Genomic DNA, 19717 nt, shown 5'->3' with positions numbered 1-19717 from the left:
ATGCCCCAGGCCGACGCTCGCCTCAGGCAACCGCCAGCTTACGCTGGGTCGACAGTGCCTTGACGCAGGTTAACGCCAGCACGATCACCGGCAGGCAAACGAGGTAGGACGAGCGGATGCCGAAATGTTCGGCGACGAAGCCGAGGAGTGGTGGGGCGAGAAAAAACACCACGAAGGACATCTGCGCGAGTGCTGCGACGTTGAGATGCGAGGCGCGGTCATTCCGCTGCGCGGCGGCCGAGACGGCGAGCGGGTAGACTGCGCTGCAGCCCGAACCCATCAGGGCGAAGCCGAGGAGTGCAACATATTCATGCGGGGCCAGCCAGACGGCGGCGAGGCCAGCCGTCGACACCAGAAGCAGCACAAAGGCCACGTTGCGCGAGCCGAAGCGATCGACAAACGGGTCAGCGAAGAGGCGCGTGAAGGCCATAAAAAAGGTAAAGAGCGTCAGGCCGAGACCGCCGATGAAGGGCACGGACTGGAAGACGTCGCGCATATAGATCGCTGACCAGTCAATGCCCGCGCCTTCGACGAGGAAGGCGGCGATGCCGATGGCGCAGAGTGGCAGGAGGCCACGGGTCGGAAACGCGATGTGGCCGGCCTCGGCATGTTCAGCCTCCTGACGTGCCGGTGCGTTCCGCATGCCTGCGATGGCGATGCTGCCGACGACGAGGACAAAGGCGAAGGTCAGGCCGAGATGCAAGTGGACCGATACCTCCGCCTGGCGCAGCGCGGCAGAGACAAGCGCGGTGACGAAGAAACCCAGGCTCCAGAAGCCGTGGGCGCGGTTCATCACGCCCTTTCCGAGCCCGGCCTCCACGCGGTCGATCTCGACATTGAGATTGATCTCGAGCGCGCCAGACAGCAGCCCTTCGCAGAAGAGGATGGCAAAGACGAGAGGTGCACTGCCCGCCCACGGAACAAGCGCCAGCAGTCCGGAAGTCCCAAGGACCGTCAGGAACGCGGTCTTGCGGGCGCCCAAACGGGCGATGAGTGGTGAGGAAAATGTCAACGACACCAGCGCACCGATGGCAGCACCGATCAGCGTAAGCCCGAGCTCCGACTTATTGACCTGCAGGCTCTCCTGCAGGTCCGGCAGGCGTGAAAGCATGGCGCCCATGGAGATCGCGAACAAAAAGAAGCAGGCGTAGATACGCTGCTGCGGCTGGATTGACATGTTGCCTCGCGGTCTGCGGCTGACGGTTGCGCCCGCTTCGGGGCTTACGAAGAGAGGTCGTCAGTAACACAGGAAGCCCGATGGGTGAACGCCCGGTAACAAATTGCCAAATTTCGAAAGTCCGGGTTGCCTTGCCGTGGCTCGTCCCCGTCCTCTTCTATCCGTTGACCCTGGTCATGCCGGCGATCATCAACTTCGCCTTCGGGACGCGCGAGCCTGGCATCGTCATCATCGCCAACGAGGTAGACGCGATCTCCCGTCCTGGTCGATCCGTGCGGATGCCGGGATCGGCAAAGATAATCTTGCGGAATTGCCTTCGGACCGAGCGCCCCACGTGATGTGAGTCTCTCCCAGTGTCTGCATCCCTGCCCCGCGAAGTTTTAGACAGCGCTCGCCTCAACGCCTGAAAAGAACCGGAACTGCGAAAGGCCACTGCCGCCGGCCGGCCTCGGCCGGGATCGGCGGGAAAGGAGAGGCTCTGCGGACGGCCTCCACGGCGGCCTGGTCCAGAACCGGCGACCCCGAGCTTGATACGACACGGATGCCGGTGGCGCTCCCGTCGGCGAGCACGGTGAAGGCGACCTGCGCTTCGCCGCTGCTCGAAGAAACGGCGCTCTTTGGATATTTCAAGGCGCGGCGCAACTTGGCGGCGACCTTGCCGGGATAGTTGGACATCGCGGCATTGCCGGGATCGGAGCGCGCCGCGCTGTCAGCGGTGGCCGAGGCGCCACGCTGGGCATTGGCGGTGCCCTCGCCCGCCTCGCCCTTGCGATTCTTTGCCGGGGCGGCTTTGGCTTCTCTTTCGGTGTCCGCTTGTTTGCGCGCTGCGGCCTTCTTCTCATCCGCATTCGGCTTTTCGACCTTCTTTGGGCTCGGAGCCTTCTTCTCCACGCGCTTCTTCTCAGGCTGCGCCTTCGGCTCTGCCGCCTTTAACGGCTCGGACGGCGGCTCGCTCACCGGCTGTTGCGCCTGAGGCTCCAGCACCGCGACCTCCGGTGCCGGTTGCAGCTCGCCGTTTTCAGACACCGCCGTCGGGTCGAGAGCGAAATTTTCGGCTGTGGGGGCAGTCTCCACCGGCGGCACGTCGCCTTGCGTTTCGGGAACCGCCTGCGCCATCTGCTCCGGTGGCGGCGTGGCATCGGTCGGCTCGGTTGGTACGCTTGCAGTGGCCTGTGCGGTTTCCGTCACCGGCTCGGACATTGCCTTCTCGGCCTCGACCGGTTCGACCGACTGTTCCGTCGCCGTTGCCTCCACTGGTTGGTCAGCCGTCTCGACGACCTTGGCTTGCTCCACCGGCTGCGTCATGGCCTCGCCATCCGCCGTGCCGGCGGCGAGACTGTCGAACGCCTGCTCGCCGACAAGCATGACCGACACCGCACCGCCACCGGCGATCTCGACCGTTTCCGGCGCAGGCATGGACATCAAGAAGACAGCGCAGCAGAGATGCAGCGCGACGGAAGCCAGCAGGCAGGTTTTCAGGGCTCGCGATTGCGCCGCGGCTTGCGGTTGCTCAATGCTTTCCGCCGAGAGCGAGGCTTCGCAGAGCGGCGCGAAATCCCGCCCAAGATCACGCTCGTCCGGCCTGTCCTGCCAATCATCTTCGCCTTGGACGGTCTGGCCCGGCGGCCAATCGACAGAGGGACCGAGCTGCGGACCGGCGGTGGGCAGGAGCGCGGGAACCGGCAGCAACGGCCATGAGCGGAAGGTGCGGCGACCGTTTCGCAATTCCTTGCGTCTTTGAAGCTCCCCGGCACCGGGCAGCATGCCCGACCGGCGGATTTTGCTGTCGATATGCAGATCCGTCATGTCCTGCGACCTCATGCGCTATGGCGTCTAGAGTCCGAAATCGACGCCGGTCTTGTTTGCCGCCGTCAGCGCCGCCTCGCAGGCGTCCGTCTCGCCGGCCATTCCGTCGCAGCTCTTCACCGCGTTGACGAGGATGCGCGAATAGGCGCCACATGGCCCGCCCGGAATGTCGAACTGGCGCACGACTGTCCGGCCTTTCTGCAATCGCCCGAAATTGAGCGCCGTCAGCCGCTCAACGCCACCCGCCTTGTTGAAGAGGGCAAATTCCAGCGCGGCCTTGGAAATCTCCCCCGGCATGCCGTTGGTCAAAAGGAAGGTAACGCGGCAGCTTTCCTTGACGTCCGCCACCGCGTTGAGTTCGACCTTCAGCGCGGGCTTGTCCTGAGCCAGCGCCGAGATCGGCGCGAGGGCTATGAGTACAAGGGCGCGGCAAAGGCTTGTCGGAAATGGCACGGGAAAACTCCTTTCACTCGGCCGCAAGCGCCAGCGCCGGCTGAGCCAGCGCCGATTGCGGCAGGACGAAAACCCCGCGGTCGGGGACACGATTGGGATGAAGCGGGCAGGCAAAGACCGCAGACAGTATGTCCGGTCGCAGCACCTCCTCCGGGGCGCCTGCGGCAGCGACCCTGCCCGATTTCATCAGCACGACATGGTCGCCATACATGGCGCTGAGATTGAGGTCGTGCATGACGGCAACGACGCCACCGCCCGCCCGCGCATAGTCGCGCGCAAGCTCCATCAGCCCGATCTGGTGGCGGATATCGAGGCTCGCGACCGGCTCGTCCATGATGAGCCAGCGCGGCCCTTCCGCGCTCAACGGCTCCCAGATCTGGCAGAGCACGCGGGCAAGCTGGACCCGCTGGCGTTCGCCGCCGGACAGGGTCTGGATGCGCCTTGCACCAAAGCCGGCAAGGCCAACGCGATCAAGCGCCATCTCGATCAGCTCGGCCGGCCTTGCCACGCGCGTCGCCCCTGCCGTCACGCCAAGGCCGACGATTTCGGCGGCGGTAAAGGGAAAGGCGACCGTCGTTTCCTGCGCCAGCACGCCGCGTTGCGCCGCGAGCTGCCAGCCCTCGTAGGCCCCGAGCGCCCGCCCGTTGATCGCAATCGCGCCTGAGGAGGCGACCTCACCGGACACCGCCTTGACGAGGGTCGATTTCCCCGACCCGTTCGGACCGGCAACGACGGTTACTTCACCGGCACGGGCGAGGAAGTCGACACCATGCAGGATGGTCTCATGGCCGTATCGGACGATCACGTCTTTTGCGGAAATCGTGCTCATGGGACCCGTCCTTTACATGTCGAGAATGCTGCGGCGGCGCAGCAGCAGCCAGAGGAAGAAGGGTGCGCCGGCAAGCGCCGTGACGATGCCGATCGGCAATTCGGCGGGTGCGGCCACGGTGCGGGCAACCGCATCCGCCAGCACCAGCAGCGCGCCGCCAAGCAGCGCCGAGGCCGGCAAGAGGAAGCGATGATCGGGTCCGATCGCCAGCCGCAAGACATGCGGCACGACGATGCCGACAAAGCCGATGCCGCCGCTGACGGCAACGGAAACGCCGGTCATCGCCGCGACAATGACGATGGCCGAGCGCTTAAGGCGTTCAACGGAAATGCCCATATGCCAGGCCGCCGCCTCGCCCAGCGCCAGGGCATTCAACCCTCGTGCCAGAAAGGGCAGAACGGCAAAGGATGCTGCAAGCACGACAGAAAGCGTGACGATACGCGGCCAGGTCGCGCCGCCAAGCGAGCCCATGCTCCAGAAGGTGAGATCGCGGAGCTGCTTGTCATCGGCCATGTAGACGAGAAGCCCGGTGGCCGCGCCCGAAAGCGCGCCGAGCGCAATGCCGGCAAGCAGCATGGTGGCAATCGAGGTGCGCCCGAGCCGCGTCGACAGGACATAGAGGATCACGGTCGTCGTCAGCCCACCGAGGAAGGCCGCCGCCGGCAGCGCGGCATAGCCGACCACGCCCGCCATCGGCAATGCGAGAGAGCCGCCGAGCACGATCATCGCCGCCGCCCCGAGCCCCGCCCCCGCCGACACCCCGGCGAGACCGGGATCGGCCAGCGGATTGCGGAAAATGCCCTGCATGACCGCGCCGGAGACCGCAAGTGCGGCCCCGACCAGCAAGCCCATGACTACGCGCGGCAGGCGGATGGATTCGACGATCAGAAGGTCTCGCGCCGAAATCGCATCGGGGGCGGCAAGCCCCAGCCAATGCGCGGCAACGGCAAGCGCCGAGGCGTTCGATGCCCCCGCCGTCAGCGACACGCCGGCGGCAAGAACAACGGCCACGACGAGCAGGACAATCACGATCTGCGGCAAGGCAAGGCGCAAACCCTTCCTCATCCCCGCATCAGCATCCGCAGCGGCTGCGATCCCGGTCATGATCACTCTCCCGGCTTGCGCTGGCCGTAAAGCGCATCATGCAGAGACACGATCGCATCGGCCGTGCGTGGGCCGAAGCCGAGCAGATACATGCCATCCATGCGCACGACCCGCCTGGCCTTGCCGGCGGGCGTTGCAGCAATCGCGGGCAAGGCCAGAAGCTCCTCGCTGCCGGTCGAGTGATCGCCCCGAGGGGCCATCATCAAGATGACATCGGGTGCCGCCTCTATGATCGCCTCATCGCTGACAGGCTTGTAGCTCTGGATGCTGGACAGAACATTCTCGGCACCGGCTAGTTTGATAATGCCGTCTGCCTGGGTCTGCTCGCCCGCTGCCATGATGCGACCGCCTCGGGCCGACAGCACGAAGAGCACGCGGGCCTTCTGCGAGGCCGTGGCTGACGCTGCAACGGCCTTGTCCAGCTCTGCCTCGACTTTTGCCGAAAACGTCTTGGCCTTGTCCTCGACGCCCAGCGCCGCGCCCACGGCCCCGATCTTGGTGACAATGGCCTTGCGGTCGAAGCCTTCGGGGATCATTACGTTGCGCACGCCGGCCGCCTTCAGCGCGTCGAGCGCCGGCGGCGGCCCCGCGCCTTCCAGCGTCAGGATCAGATCCGGATTGAGCGAGAGAACGCCCTCCGGCGAGAGGGCGCGGATATAGCCCGTATCCGGCAGCTTCAGGGCCTCCGGCGGATAGATACTGGTCGAGTCGCGCCCGACCAGCCTTGCTTCCTCGCCGAGCGCATAGACGATTTCCGTCACCGAGCCGCCAATGGCAACGATCCGGCTGGCCTTCGCCTCGGCCGCTTGGGCGGAGACGGCGGCGCAAAGGCCGATGACGCAGGCGGCGGCCCACGCAGCAAGTGTACTGACAGACCGGCGCATCAGGCGGCCTGCGAGGCGCTGTTGACGGGCAAGGTCTCGACAAGCGAACGCCAGGGACCGCGCTCATCCTGGCCTTCGATGCGCTTGCCGAAGAACTGGATGATCAGTTCGCCGTTGACGTCGAACGCTTCGACGGAGGTGACATGCCCCTTGTCCACCGGCTTGCGCACGGCCCAGACTTCGGCAATGCGGTCCTGCCGCAAATGCAGATGGAACGTTTCGTCCATGACATTCAGCCAGGGGCCCATCGTCGCAATGCGCTGAACCGGACCCGAATGGATCTGAATGCAGCCGCGATTGCCGACAAAGCACATGATCGGCAATGTCATGGCCGCAGCCCCCTCAAGCAGCGGCAGGATGGCCGTACGATCGAGCTTCCAGGCATAGTCGGACCCGATGCTGGAAACCGCCTTGTGACGCGAGAGCTTCAGCGTATTGAGAAGGCCCGGAAACTGATGGGTGTCCGTCATGGCAGACCAGCGCGTCCTGAGTTCTTCAAATGGCACATCGGTGTCATTCTCGAAGGTTTCGGAGCTTGCCGGCGTGATGGCGAGCGGCGGGACGTCTTCTCCAGCAGCAAGCTCTGCCGCCAGAGCCTTCCAGGCCGTGAAATTGCTGTCGGCGCGCAGATGGATCTTGTGCAACGCCTCGCCATGGGCATCGAAAAACTGGAAGCTGCGCTTCGCCATTTCGCCCGTGTCATTCTCGACCGCGAAACCATAGGCCCAATGGCGCGGGAACATGCGCATGTCGATCTCAGCACCCAGCATCATGGCCGCATGCTTGCCGGCGCGGAAACTGTCGTAGATGCCGATCTTTTCATGCACGGCATTTTCGTTGCGCGTCAGGGCCGTGACAGGTCCCAACTCTTCAATCCGCGGGAAGATGCGCGCGAAATCCGTCGTGATGCGAAACACGCCACGGCCTGTCCACGCCTCCACATATTCCGCCTCGGAAATGCCGAGCGAGGCCGCGAGTTCGCGTTCGCGCATCTTCGGATTGTCAATCTTCGCCTGCCGGATTGCCGCTGCGTTCGGTCTTGCCCCAGTCATCAAAGCCTCTCTCACTTGTTGAGGATAAGCTTGCCCTGACGGGTGATGCGGAGCCTGTAGATCTCACCGTTGTGCTCGATCTCGATCTCGCGGGCACCACGAAACAGCGCGGCCGTGGAATAGGCTGTCGCTCGTTGCGGGGTCACGCTGCGGTCGTCGCGCTCGGGGAGAGTTGTGTCAGCTCTTTGCATTGCCTGGGCTTGCTTTTCCATGGGCCTGGCTGGCTTCGAGCTGGCTGGGCGTCCTTTCTTCAATACTTGACTCGTATAGTCATATTAATTACACGGCGCAATACATGACTAAAAAAATCATGTTTAATTGACCCGCCAGCCAGCCTCCTCCGCAAGCCAGCGTTCACACTTGTCAGGAGAGTTTTCATGGGGACGCTTCACGCCCGCAAGGCATGGCTGATGGCTTGCGCCGCAATTCTCGTCGCACAGGGCGCTGCCGCCCAGGACGCGACAAACGATACAACCGGCGCAGCCGACAGGAAGAAGGGACGCGTCACGCTGCTTGAGCGGCTGGTGGTCGGTGCCGGCAAGGAAAAGGTTGCCATCGACACGCCCCAGGCCGTGACAGTTCTCGACCAGGACGATCTCGACCGCGAGCAGGCCGGAACGATCGGAGATTTCTTCAAGAGCGTTCCGGGCGTCACCATCGTCGGGTCCGATCGCGTCACCGGCCAGGCCTTCAACATCCGCGGCATCGGCGCGCTGGAAGCCGCAGACGAGTCGAAGATTCTCATCAATATCGACGGCGTCAACAAGTTCTATGAGCAGTACCGCATGGGTTCACTCTTCACCGAGCCGGAGCTTTACAAGCAGGTGGAAGTGCTGCGCGGCCCCGCCTCATCGACGCTCTACGGTTCGGGCGCATTGGGCGGCACCGTCAATTTCACAACCAAGGATGCCTCCGACTTCCTGGAACTCGGCCAGAAGACCGCCATCCGCACCAAGACGAGCTACGATTCCAACGGCAATGGCCTGCTCGGGTCGCTGACCTGGGCGCAGCGCATGGGCGAGAACACAGAATTCCTCTTCTCCGGCAATTATCGCCAGTCCGACAAGATCCAGACCGCAACGGGCCAGAGCATTTCCGGTTCGGACTTCAATTCCTGGTCGGGCCTTGCCAAGGTCACGCATCATTTTGCCGATGACAACGAGCAAGTGATACGCCTCTCCTACCAGCAATGGCAGAGCAAGCTGAACGACACCGACTATTCGCAGACCGGCACGCTGACCTTCGGCACGATCGACCGCGACACGACCGACAAGACCTTCAATTTCTCCTACGAAAACCCGGCGAGCGACAATCCGTGGCTGGACCTGAAATTCTCGTTTGCCTATTCCGACACGTCGGTCGAGCAGAAGGACGCCAAGCTGCCGGCAAGCATGGCAGCCCTTGCCACCAATGCACTCTTCCTCCCGTCGAAATACGCCTACAAGACCTTCAGCACGCGACTTGAGAACACGATCGAGACCTCCGGCGATGGCTTTGAAAACCACCTGACCACCGGCATACAGCTCTCGCACCAGAGCCGCGTGGGGGAAACGACGACCAATGGCAGTGCCATATCCTTTCATCCGCAGGGGACGGATGCCCGCATGGGCCTCTACGTTCAGGACGAATTCGTCTGGGCGGACAAGCTGACGATCATCCCCGGCATCCGCTCCGACTTCGTCTGGCAGTCGCCCGACAAGCGGATTGCGGGCGCACGCGATGTGAACGACGTGGCGCTCTCGCCGAAGATCGCAGCGCTCTACGACATCAACGACGCCGTGTCCGTCTTCGGCTCCGCCGCCCATACCGAGCGCATGCCGACGCTGGACGAGCTCTATTCCTGGTCTGCAGGGACCGGCGCAGGTTCCTATCCGGGCGGTCGCGCGCCCAGCCTGACGCTACAGAAGGAGAAGTCGAACAACTACGAACTCGGCTTCGCGCTCTCAGGCGACGATCTGGTGCAGAGCGGCGATAGCGGACGGCTGAAGTTCACGGCCTTCCACAACAACCTCACCAACATGATCAGTACCAACCCGCTGACAACCAGCAGGTCGGCCGTTCCCTATTATGTGAACATCGGCAAGGCGCTGATCCGCGGCATCGAGGTCGAGGCGGCATACGATTCCGACTATGTGTTTGCCTCTGCGGCCTGGAGCATGATAACGGGCACTGACCTTGTGAACCACAAGGCACTCACCACCATTCCCGCCAACAGTGTCAGCGCGACGCTCGGCGGACGCGTGCCGGAGAAGAACCTGGAGTTCGGCTGGAACGCGTTCTTTGCGGCCCCGATCAAAACCGGCGCGACGACCGGCCCGTTCCAGGCTTACCAGCTGCACGGCGTCTTCGTGGCATGGAAGCCGGATGAAGGGGCGCTGAAGGGTCTGGAACTGCGCGCCGGCGTCGACAACCTGTTCAACCAGCCATACCAGAACAACCTTTCCGGCGATGCCGGCAAGGGCCGGACCTTCAAGGTGTCGCTCGCCAAGCTCAGCGGCTGGTAGGCGCCTCGAAGATACGGACGGCAAGCCGGCGGCAACAACGCCGGCTTGCCGTCCGTGCGCTGGTTTACACATTGATGGCGACCGATCCCCGCGTCACGGCAACCTATCTCGGTGGCAACGTCGTTCGACTGGTCAGTCCGAGCGCAGTTGACAGACGACAGTTATGGCGCTCACATGTCCTTCAAGTGAGGCGCGCTTTCAAACGAACCTTCGGGGCCGTAGCGTCGGGAGAGCCGAAATGGCAATCGATACAGCGAGCCGGCAGATTTCGACCGGGCAGCGCATGGCCGGCGGAACGACCGTCCATTCGATTGATGACGCCATGGGCGTGATGAGCGGATGGCGGCTCGAACTGTTTCAGATGTCGCCGGGCAAGATCCGCTATTCGCTTTCGGTCGTGCAATTCGGCTCCATTCAGGTCTTCCGGGAACGAACGGACAAGGCATTGCTGAAACGCGGCCTGAGCTGGCCGGGTTCGCTTGTCTTCAGCTTGCCGATCGATGCGCAAGGCACGGGCTGGCTCTCCGGACACGAGGTCGATCCGGAGATAAGCCTTCTGGTGGACGGGAGGATGCTGCCGGAAATCCTGACGCCGCAGCATTTCGATCTGATCTATGTGGCCATCGACCGGCAGCATCTGGCGGCATTTGCCGCGGAGCGAGGCCAGGCCGGGCTTGTCGACCACATTCTCCACAGCCCGTCGCTGGCGCTCTGGCACGATCGCGATGCGGGTCTCGCGCAGATCTTCAGCGGCCTCTTTGATGAGGACACTCGCCTCGGCTCCGGTCAGGCGGATCATGCGGCGCTCGAACTTTTCGTGTTGGAGAAGCTTCTGGCTGCCCTCACCCTGGCGCGGAAGATCGAGGCCGTCGCCGATACGGATAACAAGCGGCTCACGGACCGAGCGCGCCTTATGCTGATGAAGAACCGGTCCGAACCGCCGACCATTTCCGAAGTGGCAAACCATCTCGGCATCAGCCGCCGCTACCTGCAGACCTGCTTCAATCGCTCCGTTGGATTGCCGGCCAAGGAATTCGTGCGGGCAGAGCGCCTCAACAGCGTCCGCAGCGCGCTTTGTCAGGCGCGGCGGGAAAACCGGGTCGTGTCCATCGGCGACGTTGCAGCACTCTGGGGCTTCTGGCATCTCAGCCGCTTTGCGGGTGACTATCGCGACATGTTTGGCGAACTGCCGTCGGAGACCCTGCATCCGCCGGCCAGTTCCCAAAACGGATAACGCATCACGAAACTGTCATTTTACAGTTCCTCCGCTGGTTCATTCAAGAAACCTGGGGAACGACAATGTATAGACCCGAACGTGCATTCGCATGCGCGACCGCTTGCCTTGCGGCCACGCCACCCTCTTCTTCCCGCACAGCATTCCTGCTTGCGACACCGTGGCCAGACCAGGCCTGGTGCCTGGCAACACGGCTCTGAGGAGGATGGTCATGGCACATTCTTCGACACAATCCCGCGTGGCAGGCAACGCTCAGGGGCTGGTCATCCAGTTCGCGAGCAGCCTGACGATCATGGGCTCGGTGATGATTGCACCGATGCTGCCCAAGATCACCGCCGAATTTGCTCCGACAACACCGGGCGCCGCAGAACTCATTCCGATCATCGTCGGCGGTCCGGCCCTGGCGATTGCGCTCTTCGCGCCGTTTACAGGTCTGCTAGCCGACCGCTTTGGCCGAAAGGCCATGCTGATCCTCGGCTCCATCCTCTATGCGCTCTTCGGCATGATGCCCGTATTTCTGGCGGACCTGCATCTCATTCTATTTTCGCGTCTCGCCTTCGGCTGCGCGGAAGCCATCATTATGACCTGCTGCACGACGCTGATTGCCGATTACTGGCCGCCGGCGCAGCGTATGCGCTACATAAACCGGCAGGTCGTCACCATCGGCGTCGTCGGAGCCCTGTTCTTCGTCATCGGCGGCATCGCCGGCGAGGGTTCCTGGCGCACGCCCTTCCTGCTCTATCTTGCACCTCTGCTTCTGCTGCCGGCCATCGTGACCCTGCTCTGGGAACCGGACAGGCGGGCAGAGCAACCGGAGGGGCCGCAGGTTGTCGCGCCCGTTTCCGGGCTGGGCCGCACGGTCGTTGCCTCCTACTTCCTGATCTTTGCCGGCATGGTGACGTGCTTTGTCGTGACGGTCATGACGCCCAATGTCCTGGTTGCCATCGGCGTCAACTCCACCTCTCTGATAGGCGCTGCCGCCGGTCTCTCCATCCTCTCCACGCTGGGCGGGTCGATCGCCTGGCCGGCCCTGCGTGACAGGATCGGCGTTGCCGGCGTCAATGCCATGCTGCTGGCGCTGATGGCGGGCGGCCTGACGATCCTTGCGCTGGCCCCGTCCTACCAGATCGCGCTGATTGCCATGGTCATGCAGGGTTTTGGAGCAGGCTTCCTCGTTTCCAACGCCTCGCTGCCGCTGCTGGTCGCCCTGCCCCCGCGGCTGCGCGCCCGCGGGGTCGGCGGCTTTACCGCCTGCCTCTATCTCGGCCAGTTTGCGAGCCCGCTGCTCGTCACCGCGCTCGCGGTGCCCTTTGGCGGAATGCCGCTGGGTCTTTCCCCCGCCATCCTGGTCTGGGCCGGATTTACGATGTTGCTCTCCATCCTCTGGGCCGGCGTCGGCCTTTCCCACAGAGGCTCCGCCCTCCACGCCGCACCCGCATTGAGCACCGAAAACAAGAAGGCATGACGATGAACATGATCGCAAAGACTGAACCTGAAGACGGGCTGGCCATGGCGGCCCGGATCCGCAAGGGCGAACTGACCCCAGGCGAGGCGCTCGACGAGGCCTACGCGAAGGTGGAAAAGGTCAACCCGCAGATCAACGCGCTCGCCGAAAATCTTTACGAACAGGCGGCGGACGAACTCCGCCGCAAGGCGCCGACAGGCCCGTTTGCCGGTGTGCCCATTCTCATCAAGGACCTGTTCACGCCGGTTGCCGGTGCGAAGATGACAAACGGCTCCCTGCTTGGCAAAGACGTCGTCGTGCCATTCGATGCCGAAATCGTCACCCGAATTCGCAAGGCCGGATTCACGATCTTCGGGACGACGGCATCTCCGGAATTCGGCACGTCCTACACCACGGAATCGCGCCTTTTCGGCGCGAGCCGGAACCCGTGGTCAACCGATCATATAGCCGGCGGTTCCAGTGGCGCGGCGGCCGCGATGGTCGCCGCCCGGGTTCTTCCCGTCGCGCATGGCAATGATGGCGGCGGCTCGCTGCGCGTGCCGGCCTCCGCTTGCGGCGTCTTCGGCCTGAAACCGTCGCGCGGCCTCACCCCCATGGGACCGGCCATCGGCGAAGGCTGGGCCGGAATGAGCACCGGCCATGTCATCTCGCTGTCGGTGCGCGACAGTGCTGCGGCGCTCGACCAGCTGGCCGGTGCGGACCTTGGTGCGCCCTACGCTGCACCAAGCTACGATGGTTCGTTCCTGCAGGCTGCCACGGGCCCGGTTCGAAAAGGCCTGCGCATAGGCCTTGTGACCCATCTCAGCCCCTGGACCTCACACGGCGATTGCGTCGAGGCCGTGACAAGGACGGCGAAACTCTGCGCCGAACTCGGCCATCACGTGGAGGAGGTGGTTCTCCCGGTCGATGCGCTGGAATTCTACGACACGGTGTTCACCATCATCGGCTCCCAGACCCGCAGCCTTCTCGACATGATGGGTCGCATGGCGGGCCACCCGATGGACGAACAGGCGCTGGAGCCGCGCCACCGCGTGATCCTGCGCGAAAAGGGTAACGTCAGAGGCGCCGATTACAGCGCCGCCGTCGATTACATGCACGCCTTCGGGCGCCGCATGGCGGCACTCATGACGCAATTCGACCTCATACTGACGCCGACCATGGCGCAGCCGCCCGCCCGCATAGGCACCCTGACCGTCAGCGATGACCAGTCGCTCGGTGATCTGATCGAAACCTTTCACGGCTTCTCACCCTTCACGGCGCTTTTCAATGCCACCGGTCAGCCTGCCATGTCGGTTCCGCTGCACTGGAATTCGCAAGGATTGCCGATCGGCTCGCATTTCGCCGCGGCCTTCGGCGGAGAACCCCTGCTCTACGCATTTGCCGCCGAACTGGAGCGCGCGGCCCCCTGGGCCGGACGCGTGCCGCCGGTCTCCGCGCTTTGACAACAGAGACGTGATTTGGTCAGACGGGGTGTCCCGTCTGACCAATGTGGCGGGTCACCAGACTACAGAGACGCCCCGGCTGAAATGCCCGCGCGTCAGTTGAATTTTCAACACGTCAACAACCGATCTCAGATCGGCAGGACGTCCTCGTTCTTCACCACTTCCAGAATGACCGAACTTTGCATTTCACGGACGCCGGGCAGGCTGACCAGTTTGCTTTGCAGGAGGTGCTGATAGTGCTCGATGTCGCGCACCACCACGCGCAGGAGAAAATCGAAATCGCCAAGCACCAGAAGCGCGATCTGGATCTCCGGGATCGCCCGCACGGCGCGCTTGAACTTCTCCAACCCCTCGGGTTCGTGCGCCTGCAGCTTGATGCGGACGATGACGATGGTGTTGAAGCCGAGGCTTTTCGCATCGAGGATCGTGCGCTTGCCCCTGATTACGCCGGCATCTTCCAGTGCCGCCAGTCGCCGTGAACACGGCGATTGGGACAGGCCCACGCGTTCGGCCACTTCCGTAACCGTCAGATTGCCGTCGGCCTGCACCGCGCGCAGGATGCGCAAGTCGGTCTCGTCGATTTTCTGCATGAAATCCTCGTAAAAATTTATAAAATTGGCTGATCTAGCTAATTCATATCTCAAATCGTGCTCAAAAAGCAAAGCCGATCCTCTGGACTCTGGCTAGTCTCTCACTCCGAAAAGGGAGGAGAGAGGCAATGGCCGACATCTCAAGCACACCGCAGGACTCGGGGTCCTCATCCCGTCGCGACGAGACCGCGACGATGTCCAGCAGGCAGGGGACGCGGGCGCGACTCCAGTTTCCGCATCCGCCCGCGCGGCCTGATCAGAAAGCGGATTTCTCCGCCATTGTCGTGCCGGAGGCCGGGATCCTGCCTGTTCCGCCACTGGACATTGATGCTAGCGGCTGCCGCGAACTGGCGGTCGGCATGGTGCGGGTTCTGGATAAGAACAACAGGCCCGTCGGCCCCTGGGCGGACTATCTCGGAGACCTCTCTGCCGACCGTCTGCGGCTCGGGCTGCGCGACATGCTGAAAATGCGCGCCATCGACCGCCGGATGCTGAATGCCCAGCGGCAGGGCAAGACCTCCTTCTACCTGCAATGTACCGGCGAGGAAGCGATCGGCTGCTGTTTCCAGCGCGAGCTGTCACAAGGCGACATGAACTTCCCGACCTATCGCCAGCAGACGCTGCTCGTGGCGGCGGATTATCCGCTGGAACAGTTGATGGGGCAGCTCTATTCGAATGAGCTCGACCCGCTCAAAGGCCGACAATTGCCGATCATGCATTCGGCGCGCGATTATGGCTTCTTTTCCATTTCGGGCAATCTCGGCACGCAATATGTGCAGGCCGTCGGTTGGGCCATGGCGGCAGCGCTGACGGGCACGGGCAAGATCGCTGCCGGCTGGATCGGCGACGGTGCGACGGCCTCCAACGACTTTCACAGCGCGTTGCTCACCGCCTCGGTCTACATGCCGCCCGTTGTCCTGAACGTCGTCAATAACCAATGGGCGATCTCCACCTATACCGGCATTGCCGCCGGCAAGAGCGAGACCTATGCGGCGCGAGCGCTCGGCTACGGCATTCCGGCACTTCGTGTCGATGGCAACGACTATCTGGCGGTGATGGCGGTCTCGCGCTGGGCAATCGAACGGGCGCGACAGGGCCACGGCCCGGTTCTCATTGAATGGTTCACCTATCGGGCTGCGGCGCATTCGACCTCCGACGATCCCAGTGCCTATCGCCCCCGCGACGAGGCCCGTGCCTGGCCGCTCGGTGATCCCATCGACCGGCTCAAGGCGCATCTAATCGCGCGCGGCGACTGGTCCGAGGAACGGCATGTGCAGGCCGAAGCCGAAATTCTGGATGAGGTGACCGCCGTTCAGAAGGCCGTGGAGGCGCATGGCACCTTCGTTGATCCGCAGCCGATCTCGCCGGCGGAAATTTTCCTCAATGTTTACGCGGATATGCCGGAGCATCTGCGCCGGCAGCGCCAGGAAATGGGGTACTGACATGGCGCGCATGACCATGATTGAGGCGCTGCGGAGCGCCATGGATGTCAAACTGGGCGATGACCCGTCCGTTATCGTCTTCGGGGAAGATGTCGGCTATTTCGGCGGCGTCTTCCGCTGCACCGCCGGCTTGCAGGCGCGCTACGGTGAAGAGCGCGTTTTCGACACGCCGATCAATGAAAGTGCGATCGTCGGCATGGCGGTCGGCATGGCGGCGCAAGGAATGCGCCCCTGCGTGGAAATCCAGTTCGCCGATTATGTTTTTCCGGCTTACGACCAGATCACGCAGGAGGCGGCGCGCCTTCGCCATCGCTCCAACGGTCAGTTTACCTGCCCGCTTGTGGTGCGCATGCCGACCGGCGGCGGCATTTTCGGCGGCCAGACGCACAGCCAGAGCCCGGAGGCGCTGTTTACCCATGTCGCCGGCCTCAAAGTCGTCATTCCGTCCAACCCTTACGACGCCAAAGGCCTTTTGATCGCGGCCATCGAAGACCCCGATCCGGTGATCTTCCTGGAGCCGAAGCGCATTTACAATGGCCCCTTTGCCGGCGATCCGCATGGCAAATCCGTGCCATGGTCGGCACATCCGGCCGGCGATGTGCCGGAGGAACATTACAGCATTCCGCTTGGCAAGGCCGCGATCCGCCGGCAGGGCTCGGCCGTGACGGTGCTCGCCTATGGAACGATGGTGCATGTGGCCGAGGCGACGGTCGAGCAGACCGGGATCGATGCGGAGATCATCGACCTGCGCACGCTCCTGCCGCTCGATCTCGACACCATCCGTGCCTCCGTCGCAAAGACCGGCCGCTGTGTCGTGATCCATGAGGCAACCCGCACCAGCGGTTTCGGCGCGGAACTGATCGCCGAGGTTCAGGAGGCGTGTTTCTGGCATCTGCGCGCGCCGATACAGCGCGTTGCCGGCTGGGACGCACCTTATCCGCATGCGCAGGAATGGGATTATTTCCCGGGTCCGGATCGGATCGCCCGCGCCTTGCAGCAGGCCATGGAGGCATAAATGACGATCAGCACGATCAGGGTTCCCGATGTCGGCGAAGGCGTGGCGGAGGTGGAAATCGTCACCTGGCACGTCAAGCCGGGAGATCATGTGCGCGAGGACGATCTTCTCGCCGATGTGATGACAGACAAGGCGACGGTCGAAATCCCGAGCCTTTTCGCCGGCACGGTGGTTGAACTCGGCGGAGCCGTTGGCGAGACGCTCGCCGTGGGCGGCGTGCTTTGCCGCATTGAACATGCCGGCACGGACGCGTCACCGGAGACCGAGCCGGCGAAAGTTATCGCCGAAGAGCCGGTGAAAGCCGTGGCCGAACCTGTTGCAGCAGCGGCTTCGCCGAAAACCGCACCCGTTGTCGCGAAGTCCGCTGCCAGTGAAGCGCCTGCTATCCGCCAGACGCAGGTGGGATCGGCGCGTGCCCCGCGGCCGGAAGGCGCAGCGCCGCTTGCCTCGCCCGCGGTGCGCGACCGGGCGCGCCGCGCCGGGATCGATCTGCGGGCCGTGGCCGGGAGCGGCCCGGCCGGAAGGATTACCGATGCCGATCTCGACGCTGTCTTTGCCGCGCCGCCTCCGTCGCCTGCCGGCGAAACCCGGCGCGCGCGCAAAGAGGGGACCGAGCGCATCCCCGTCATCGGTCTGCGTCGGAAGATCGCCGACCGAATGGCGCTGGCGAATGCCCGCATTCCCCACATTACGGTTGTCGAAGAGGTGGATGTCAGCGCGCTGGAAGACCTGCGCGCGGCGATGAACGAGCGCCGTGGCGACAAGCCGAAGCTGACGCTGCTTCCCTTCCTCGCCGCGGCGCTCAAGCGCGCCTTCGTCGATCACCCCGAAATGAATGCGCATTATCTTGATGATGATGGCGTTGTCGAACGCCACAATGCCATCCATCTCGGCATTGCCACCATGACCCCAAACGGACTGGTCGTGCCCGTGCTGCGCCATGCCGAAGCGCTTGGTCTCTTTGGCGCGGCCGGCGAGATCGCCCGGCTGGCGGAGGCGGCGCGTCACGGCAAGGCGACACGCGAGGAGCTTTCCGGCTCGACGTTCACCATCACCTCGCTTGGGCCGCTCGGGGCCATCGCCACGACGCCGATCATCAATCATCCCGAAGTCGCTATTCTCGGCGTGAACCGGATGGCGATCCGGCCGATGTGGGACGGCAGCCAGTTTGTGCCGCGCCGGATGATGAACATTTCCGCCAGCTTCGATCACCGCGTGATCGACGGCTGGAATGCCGCGAGTTTTGTCCAGCGTCTGCGCGGCCTGCTGGAGGCTCCGGCGCTGATCTTCATGGAGGATGAGGCGTGACTGAGAAAACCTGCAAGGTCCTGATCATCGGCGGCGGTCCCGGCGGCTATGTCGCGGCCATCCGCGCCGGTCAGCTTGGGCTAGACACCGTTCTCGTTGAGGAAGCAGCGGTTGGCGGCACCTGCCTGAATGTCGGCTGCATTCCCTCCAAGGCGCTGATCCATGCGGCCGAAGTCTTTGCCGAGACGCGGGCGCTTGCGGGTGAGAACCCGTTCGGCATCAGGGCCGCCGCGCCTGAGATCGATCTCGCCCGCACCGTTGCCTGGAAGAACGGCATCGTCTCGCGTCTCACTGGCGGCGTCGCGGCACTTCTGCGCAAGGCGCGGGTTCGCGTGGTGCAAGGCCGGGCGCGGGTCGTGGATGGCAAGACCGTTGAGGTCGCAGGGATGGACGGTGCGGTTGAGACGATCCGTTGCGAAAACCTCGTGATCGCCACAGGCTCGCGCGCCCAGGCGATCCCCACGCTGCCCTTCGGAGGAGATATCCTGTCCTCCACCGAGGTTCTGGCGCTTGAAACGGTGCCGAAGCGCCTTTGCGTGGTTGGCGGCGGCTATATCGGGCTTGAAATCGGAACGGCCATGGCAAAGCTCGGTGCGGAGGTGACGATTGTCGAGGCGGCCCCGCGACTGCTGCCGCTTTACGACAACGACCTGACCAAACCCGTAGCCAAGCGGCTTGCTGCGCTGAACGTGAGAGTGCTGACCGACGCCCGCGCGCTGGGCTATGCCGGTGGGCAGCTCGAAGTTCAGGTCGGGGAGACGCGTGAGTTTATTGCCGCCGACAAGGTTCTGGTGACGGTCGGCCGTGCGCCCAATCTTGACGGCTTCGGGCTCGAGACCCTTGGGCTCGACCGCAATGCCAGATATCTCGCCATCGACGGGCAATGCCGCACCTCGATGCGCGGTGTGTATGCGATCGGTGATGTCACGGGCGAACCCATGCTGGCGCACCGGGCCATGGCGCAGGGCGATCTGGTCGCGCGCGTTATTGCCGGCGAGCCTGTCGCCTGGGACAAACGCGCCATGCCGGCCGTCTGCTTCACGGATCCGGAAATCGTCAGCGTCGGTCTTCTGCCCGCGCAGGCAGACGGTGCCGGCGTCGCGGTCTTTCCCTTTGTCGGCAATGGCCGTGCGATGACGCGGGATCGCGATGACGGCTTCGTCCGCATCGTCTTCGTTCGCGACACCGGGCTCGTCCTCGGGATTCAGGCGGTCGGGGCCGGCGTGTCGGAAATGGCCGGACAGTTCGCGCTTGCGATCGAAATGGCTGCGACCCTCACGGACATCGCCGCAACCATTCAGGCCCATCCGACGCAATCAGAAGCCGTGCAGGAAGCCGCGTTGAAGGGCCTGGGTAAGGCGCTGCATATCTAGAAAATGCTGCATTCGAAGACAGCGCTGGAGGAGGAGCAA

General features: G+C 63.7%; 17 protein-coding genes. 8 read left to right on the top strand and 9 right to left on the bottom strand.

Going from position 1 to position 19717, the window contains the following annotated elements:
* Positions 1-22 precede the first annotated feature (22 nt).
* The 8 genes from LQK84_RS03915 to hemP all read right to left on the bottom strand — a co-directional run bounded on the left by LQK84_RS03915 (position 23) and on the right by hemP (position 7496).
* The gene (locus LQK84_RS03915) at positions 23-1177 is read right to left on the bottom strand and encodes an MFS transporter (protein WP_230827342.1); all 1155 of its coding nucleotides are present in this window, start codon (positions 1175-1177) and stop codon (positions 23-25) included.
* Between the two features lie 396 nt (positions 1178-1573).
* A complete protein-coding gene (locus tag LQK84_RS03910) occupies positions 1574-2983 on the bottom strand; it encodes a cell envelope integrity protein TolA (protein WP_230827341.1) in 1410 nt (469 codons plus the stop codon).
* A gap of 27 nt (positions 2984-3010) precedes the next feature.
* Positions 3011-3436 carry a hypothetical protein gene (locus tag LQK84_RS03905; protein WP_230827340.1) on the bottom strand — a complete coding sequence of 142 codons (426 nt, stop codon included), beginning with the start codon at positions 3434-3436 and terminating at the stop codon, positions 3011-3013.
* A gap of 13 nt (positions 3437-3449) precedes the next feature.
* Positions 3450-4265, bottom strand: a complete 816-nt coding sequence (locus LQK84_RS03900) for a heme ABC transporter ATP-binding protein (RefSeq protein ID WP_230827339.1) — start codon at positions 4263-4265, stop codon at positions 3450-3452.
* 12 nt (positions 4266-4277) lie between these two features.
* Positions 4278-5369 (bottom strand): FecCD family ABC transporter permease, encoded by a 1092-nt coding sequence (locus LQK84_RS03895; protein ID WP_442966879.1) that lies wholly within the window; start codon positions 5367-5369, stop codon positions 4278-4280.
* 2 nt (positions 5370-5371) lie between these two features.
* Positions 5372-6253: a heme/hemin ABC transporter substrate-binding protein gene (locus LQK84_RS03890; protein ID WP_230827338.1), complete on the bottom strand. Its 882-nt coding sequence runs from the start codon at positions 6251-6253 to the stop codon at positions 5372-5374.
* On the bottom strand, positions 6253-7305 hold the full coding sequence (locus tag LQK84_RS03885) for a hemin-degrading factor (RefSeq protein WP_230827337.1): 1053 nt from the start codon (positions 7303-7305) through the stop codon (positions 6253-6255). Before LQK84_RS03885 ends, LQK84_RS03890 begins: the two co-directional genes overlap by 1 nt.
* 11 nt (positions 7306-7316) lie before the next feature.
* Complete coding sequence (hemP, locus tag LQK84_RS25310) at positions 7317-7496, bottom strand: hemin uptake protein HemP (RefSeq protein WP_230827336.1); 180 nt, start codon at positions 7494-7496, stop codon at positions 7317-7319.
* 186 nt (positions 7497-7682) lie between these two features.
* Here hemP and LQK84_RS03875 point away from each other — a divergent pair, with 186 nt between their 5' ends.
* The 4 genes from LQK84_RS03875 (at position 7683) to LQK84_RS03860 (ending at position 13950) form a co-directional block, all read left to right on the top strand.
* A complete protein-coding gene (locus tag LQK84_RS03875) occupies positions 7683-9809 on the top strand; it encodes a TonB-dependent receptor domain-containing protein (RefSeq protein ID WP_230827335.1) in 2127 nt (708 codons plus the stop codon).
* Between the two features lie 238 nt (positions 9810-10047).
* Complete coding sequence (locus LQK84_RS03870) at positions 10048-11043, top strand: helix-turn-helix domain-containing protein (RefSeq protein ID WP_230827334.1); 996 nt, start codon at positions 10048-10050, stop codon at positions 11041-11043.
* A 211-nt stretch (positions 11044-11254) separates the two neighbouring features.
* Positions 11255-12508: an MFS transporter gene (locus tag LQK84_RS03865; RefSeq protein WP_230827333.1), complete on the top strand. Its 1254-nt coding sequence runs from the start codon at positions 11255-11257 to the stop codon at positions 12506-12508.
* A gap of 2 nt (positions 12509-12510) precedes the next feature.
* A complete protein-coding gene (locus tag LQK84_RS03860; RefSeq protein WP_230827332.1) occupies positions 12511-13950 on the top strand; it encodes an amidase in 1440 nt (479 codons plus the stop codon).
* 128 nt (positions 13951-14078) lie between these two features.
* Here the strand turns inward: LQK84_RS03860 and LQK84_RS03855 are convergent, their stop codons facing one another.
* The gene (locus tag LQK84_RS03855; protein WP_230827331.1) at positions 14079-14540 is read right to left on the bottom strand and encodes an Lrp/AsnC family transcriptional regulator; all 462 of its coding nucleotides are present in this window, start codon (positions 14538-14540) and stop codon (positions 14079-14081) included.
* A 194-nt stretch (positions 14541-14734) separates the two neighbouring features.
* Here LQK84_RS03855 and LQK84_RS03850 point away from each other — a divergent pair, with 194 nt between their 5' ends.
* Genes LQK84_RS03850 through lpdA form a run of 4 tightly spaced genes read left to right on the top strand, consistent with a single transcriptional unit; the run spans position 14735 to position 19678 of the window.
* Complete coding sequence (locus tag LQK84_RS03850; RefSeq protein ID WP_230827839.1) at positions 14735-15982, top strand: thiamine pyrophosphate-dependent dehydrogenase E1 component subunit alpha; 1248 nt, start codon at positions 14735-14737, stop codon at positions 15980-15982.
* Position 15983: 1 nt separating this feature from the next.
* Positions 15984-16997, top strand: coding sequence for an alpha-ketoacid dehydrogenase subunit beta (locus LQK84_RS03845; protein ID WP_230827330.1), 1014 nt, complete (start codon positions 15984-15986; stop codon positions 16995-16997).
* Complete coding sequence (locus LQK84_RS03840; protein WP_230827329.1) at positions 16998-18305, top strand: dihydrolipoamide acetyltransferase family protein; 1308 nt, start codon at positions 16998-17000, stop codon at positions 18303-18305.
* Positions 18302-19678 carry a dihydrolipoyl dehydrogenase gene (gene lpdA, locus LQK84_RS03835; RefSeq protein WP_230827328.1) on the top strand — a complete coding sequence of 459 codons (1377 nt, stop codon included), beginning with the start codon at positions 18302-18304 and terminating at the stop codon, positions 19676-19678. The genes LQK84_RS03840 and lpdA overlap by 4 nt, the downstream gene beginning before the upstream one ends.
* Positions 19679-19717 lie beyond the last annotated feature (39 nt).

It is taken from the genome of Rhizobium sp. C4 (genome assembly GCF_021026315.1).
Classification (GTDB): Bacteria; Pseudomonadota; Alphaproteobacteria; order Rhizobiales; family Rhizobiaceae; genus Ensifer_A.
Note: the sequence above shows the minus strand (reverse complement) of the source record. Positions and strands in the feature narration are given on the sequence as shown.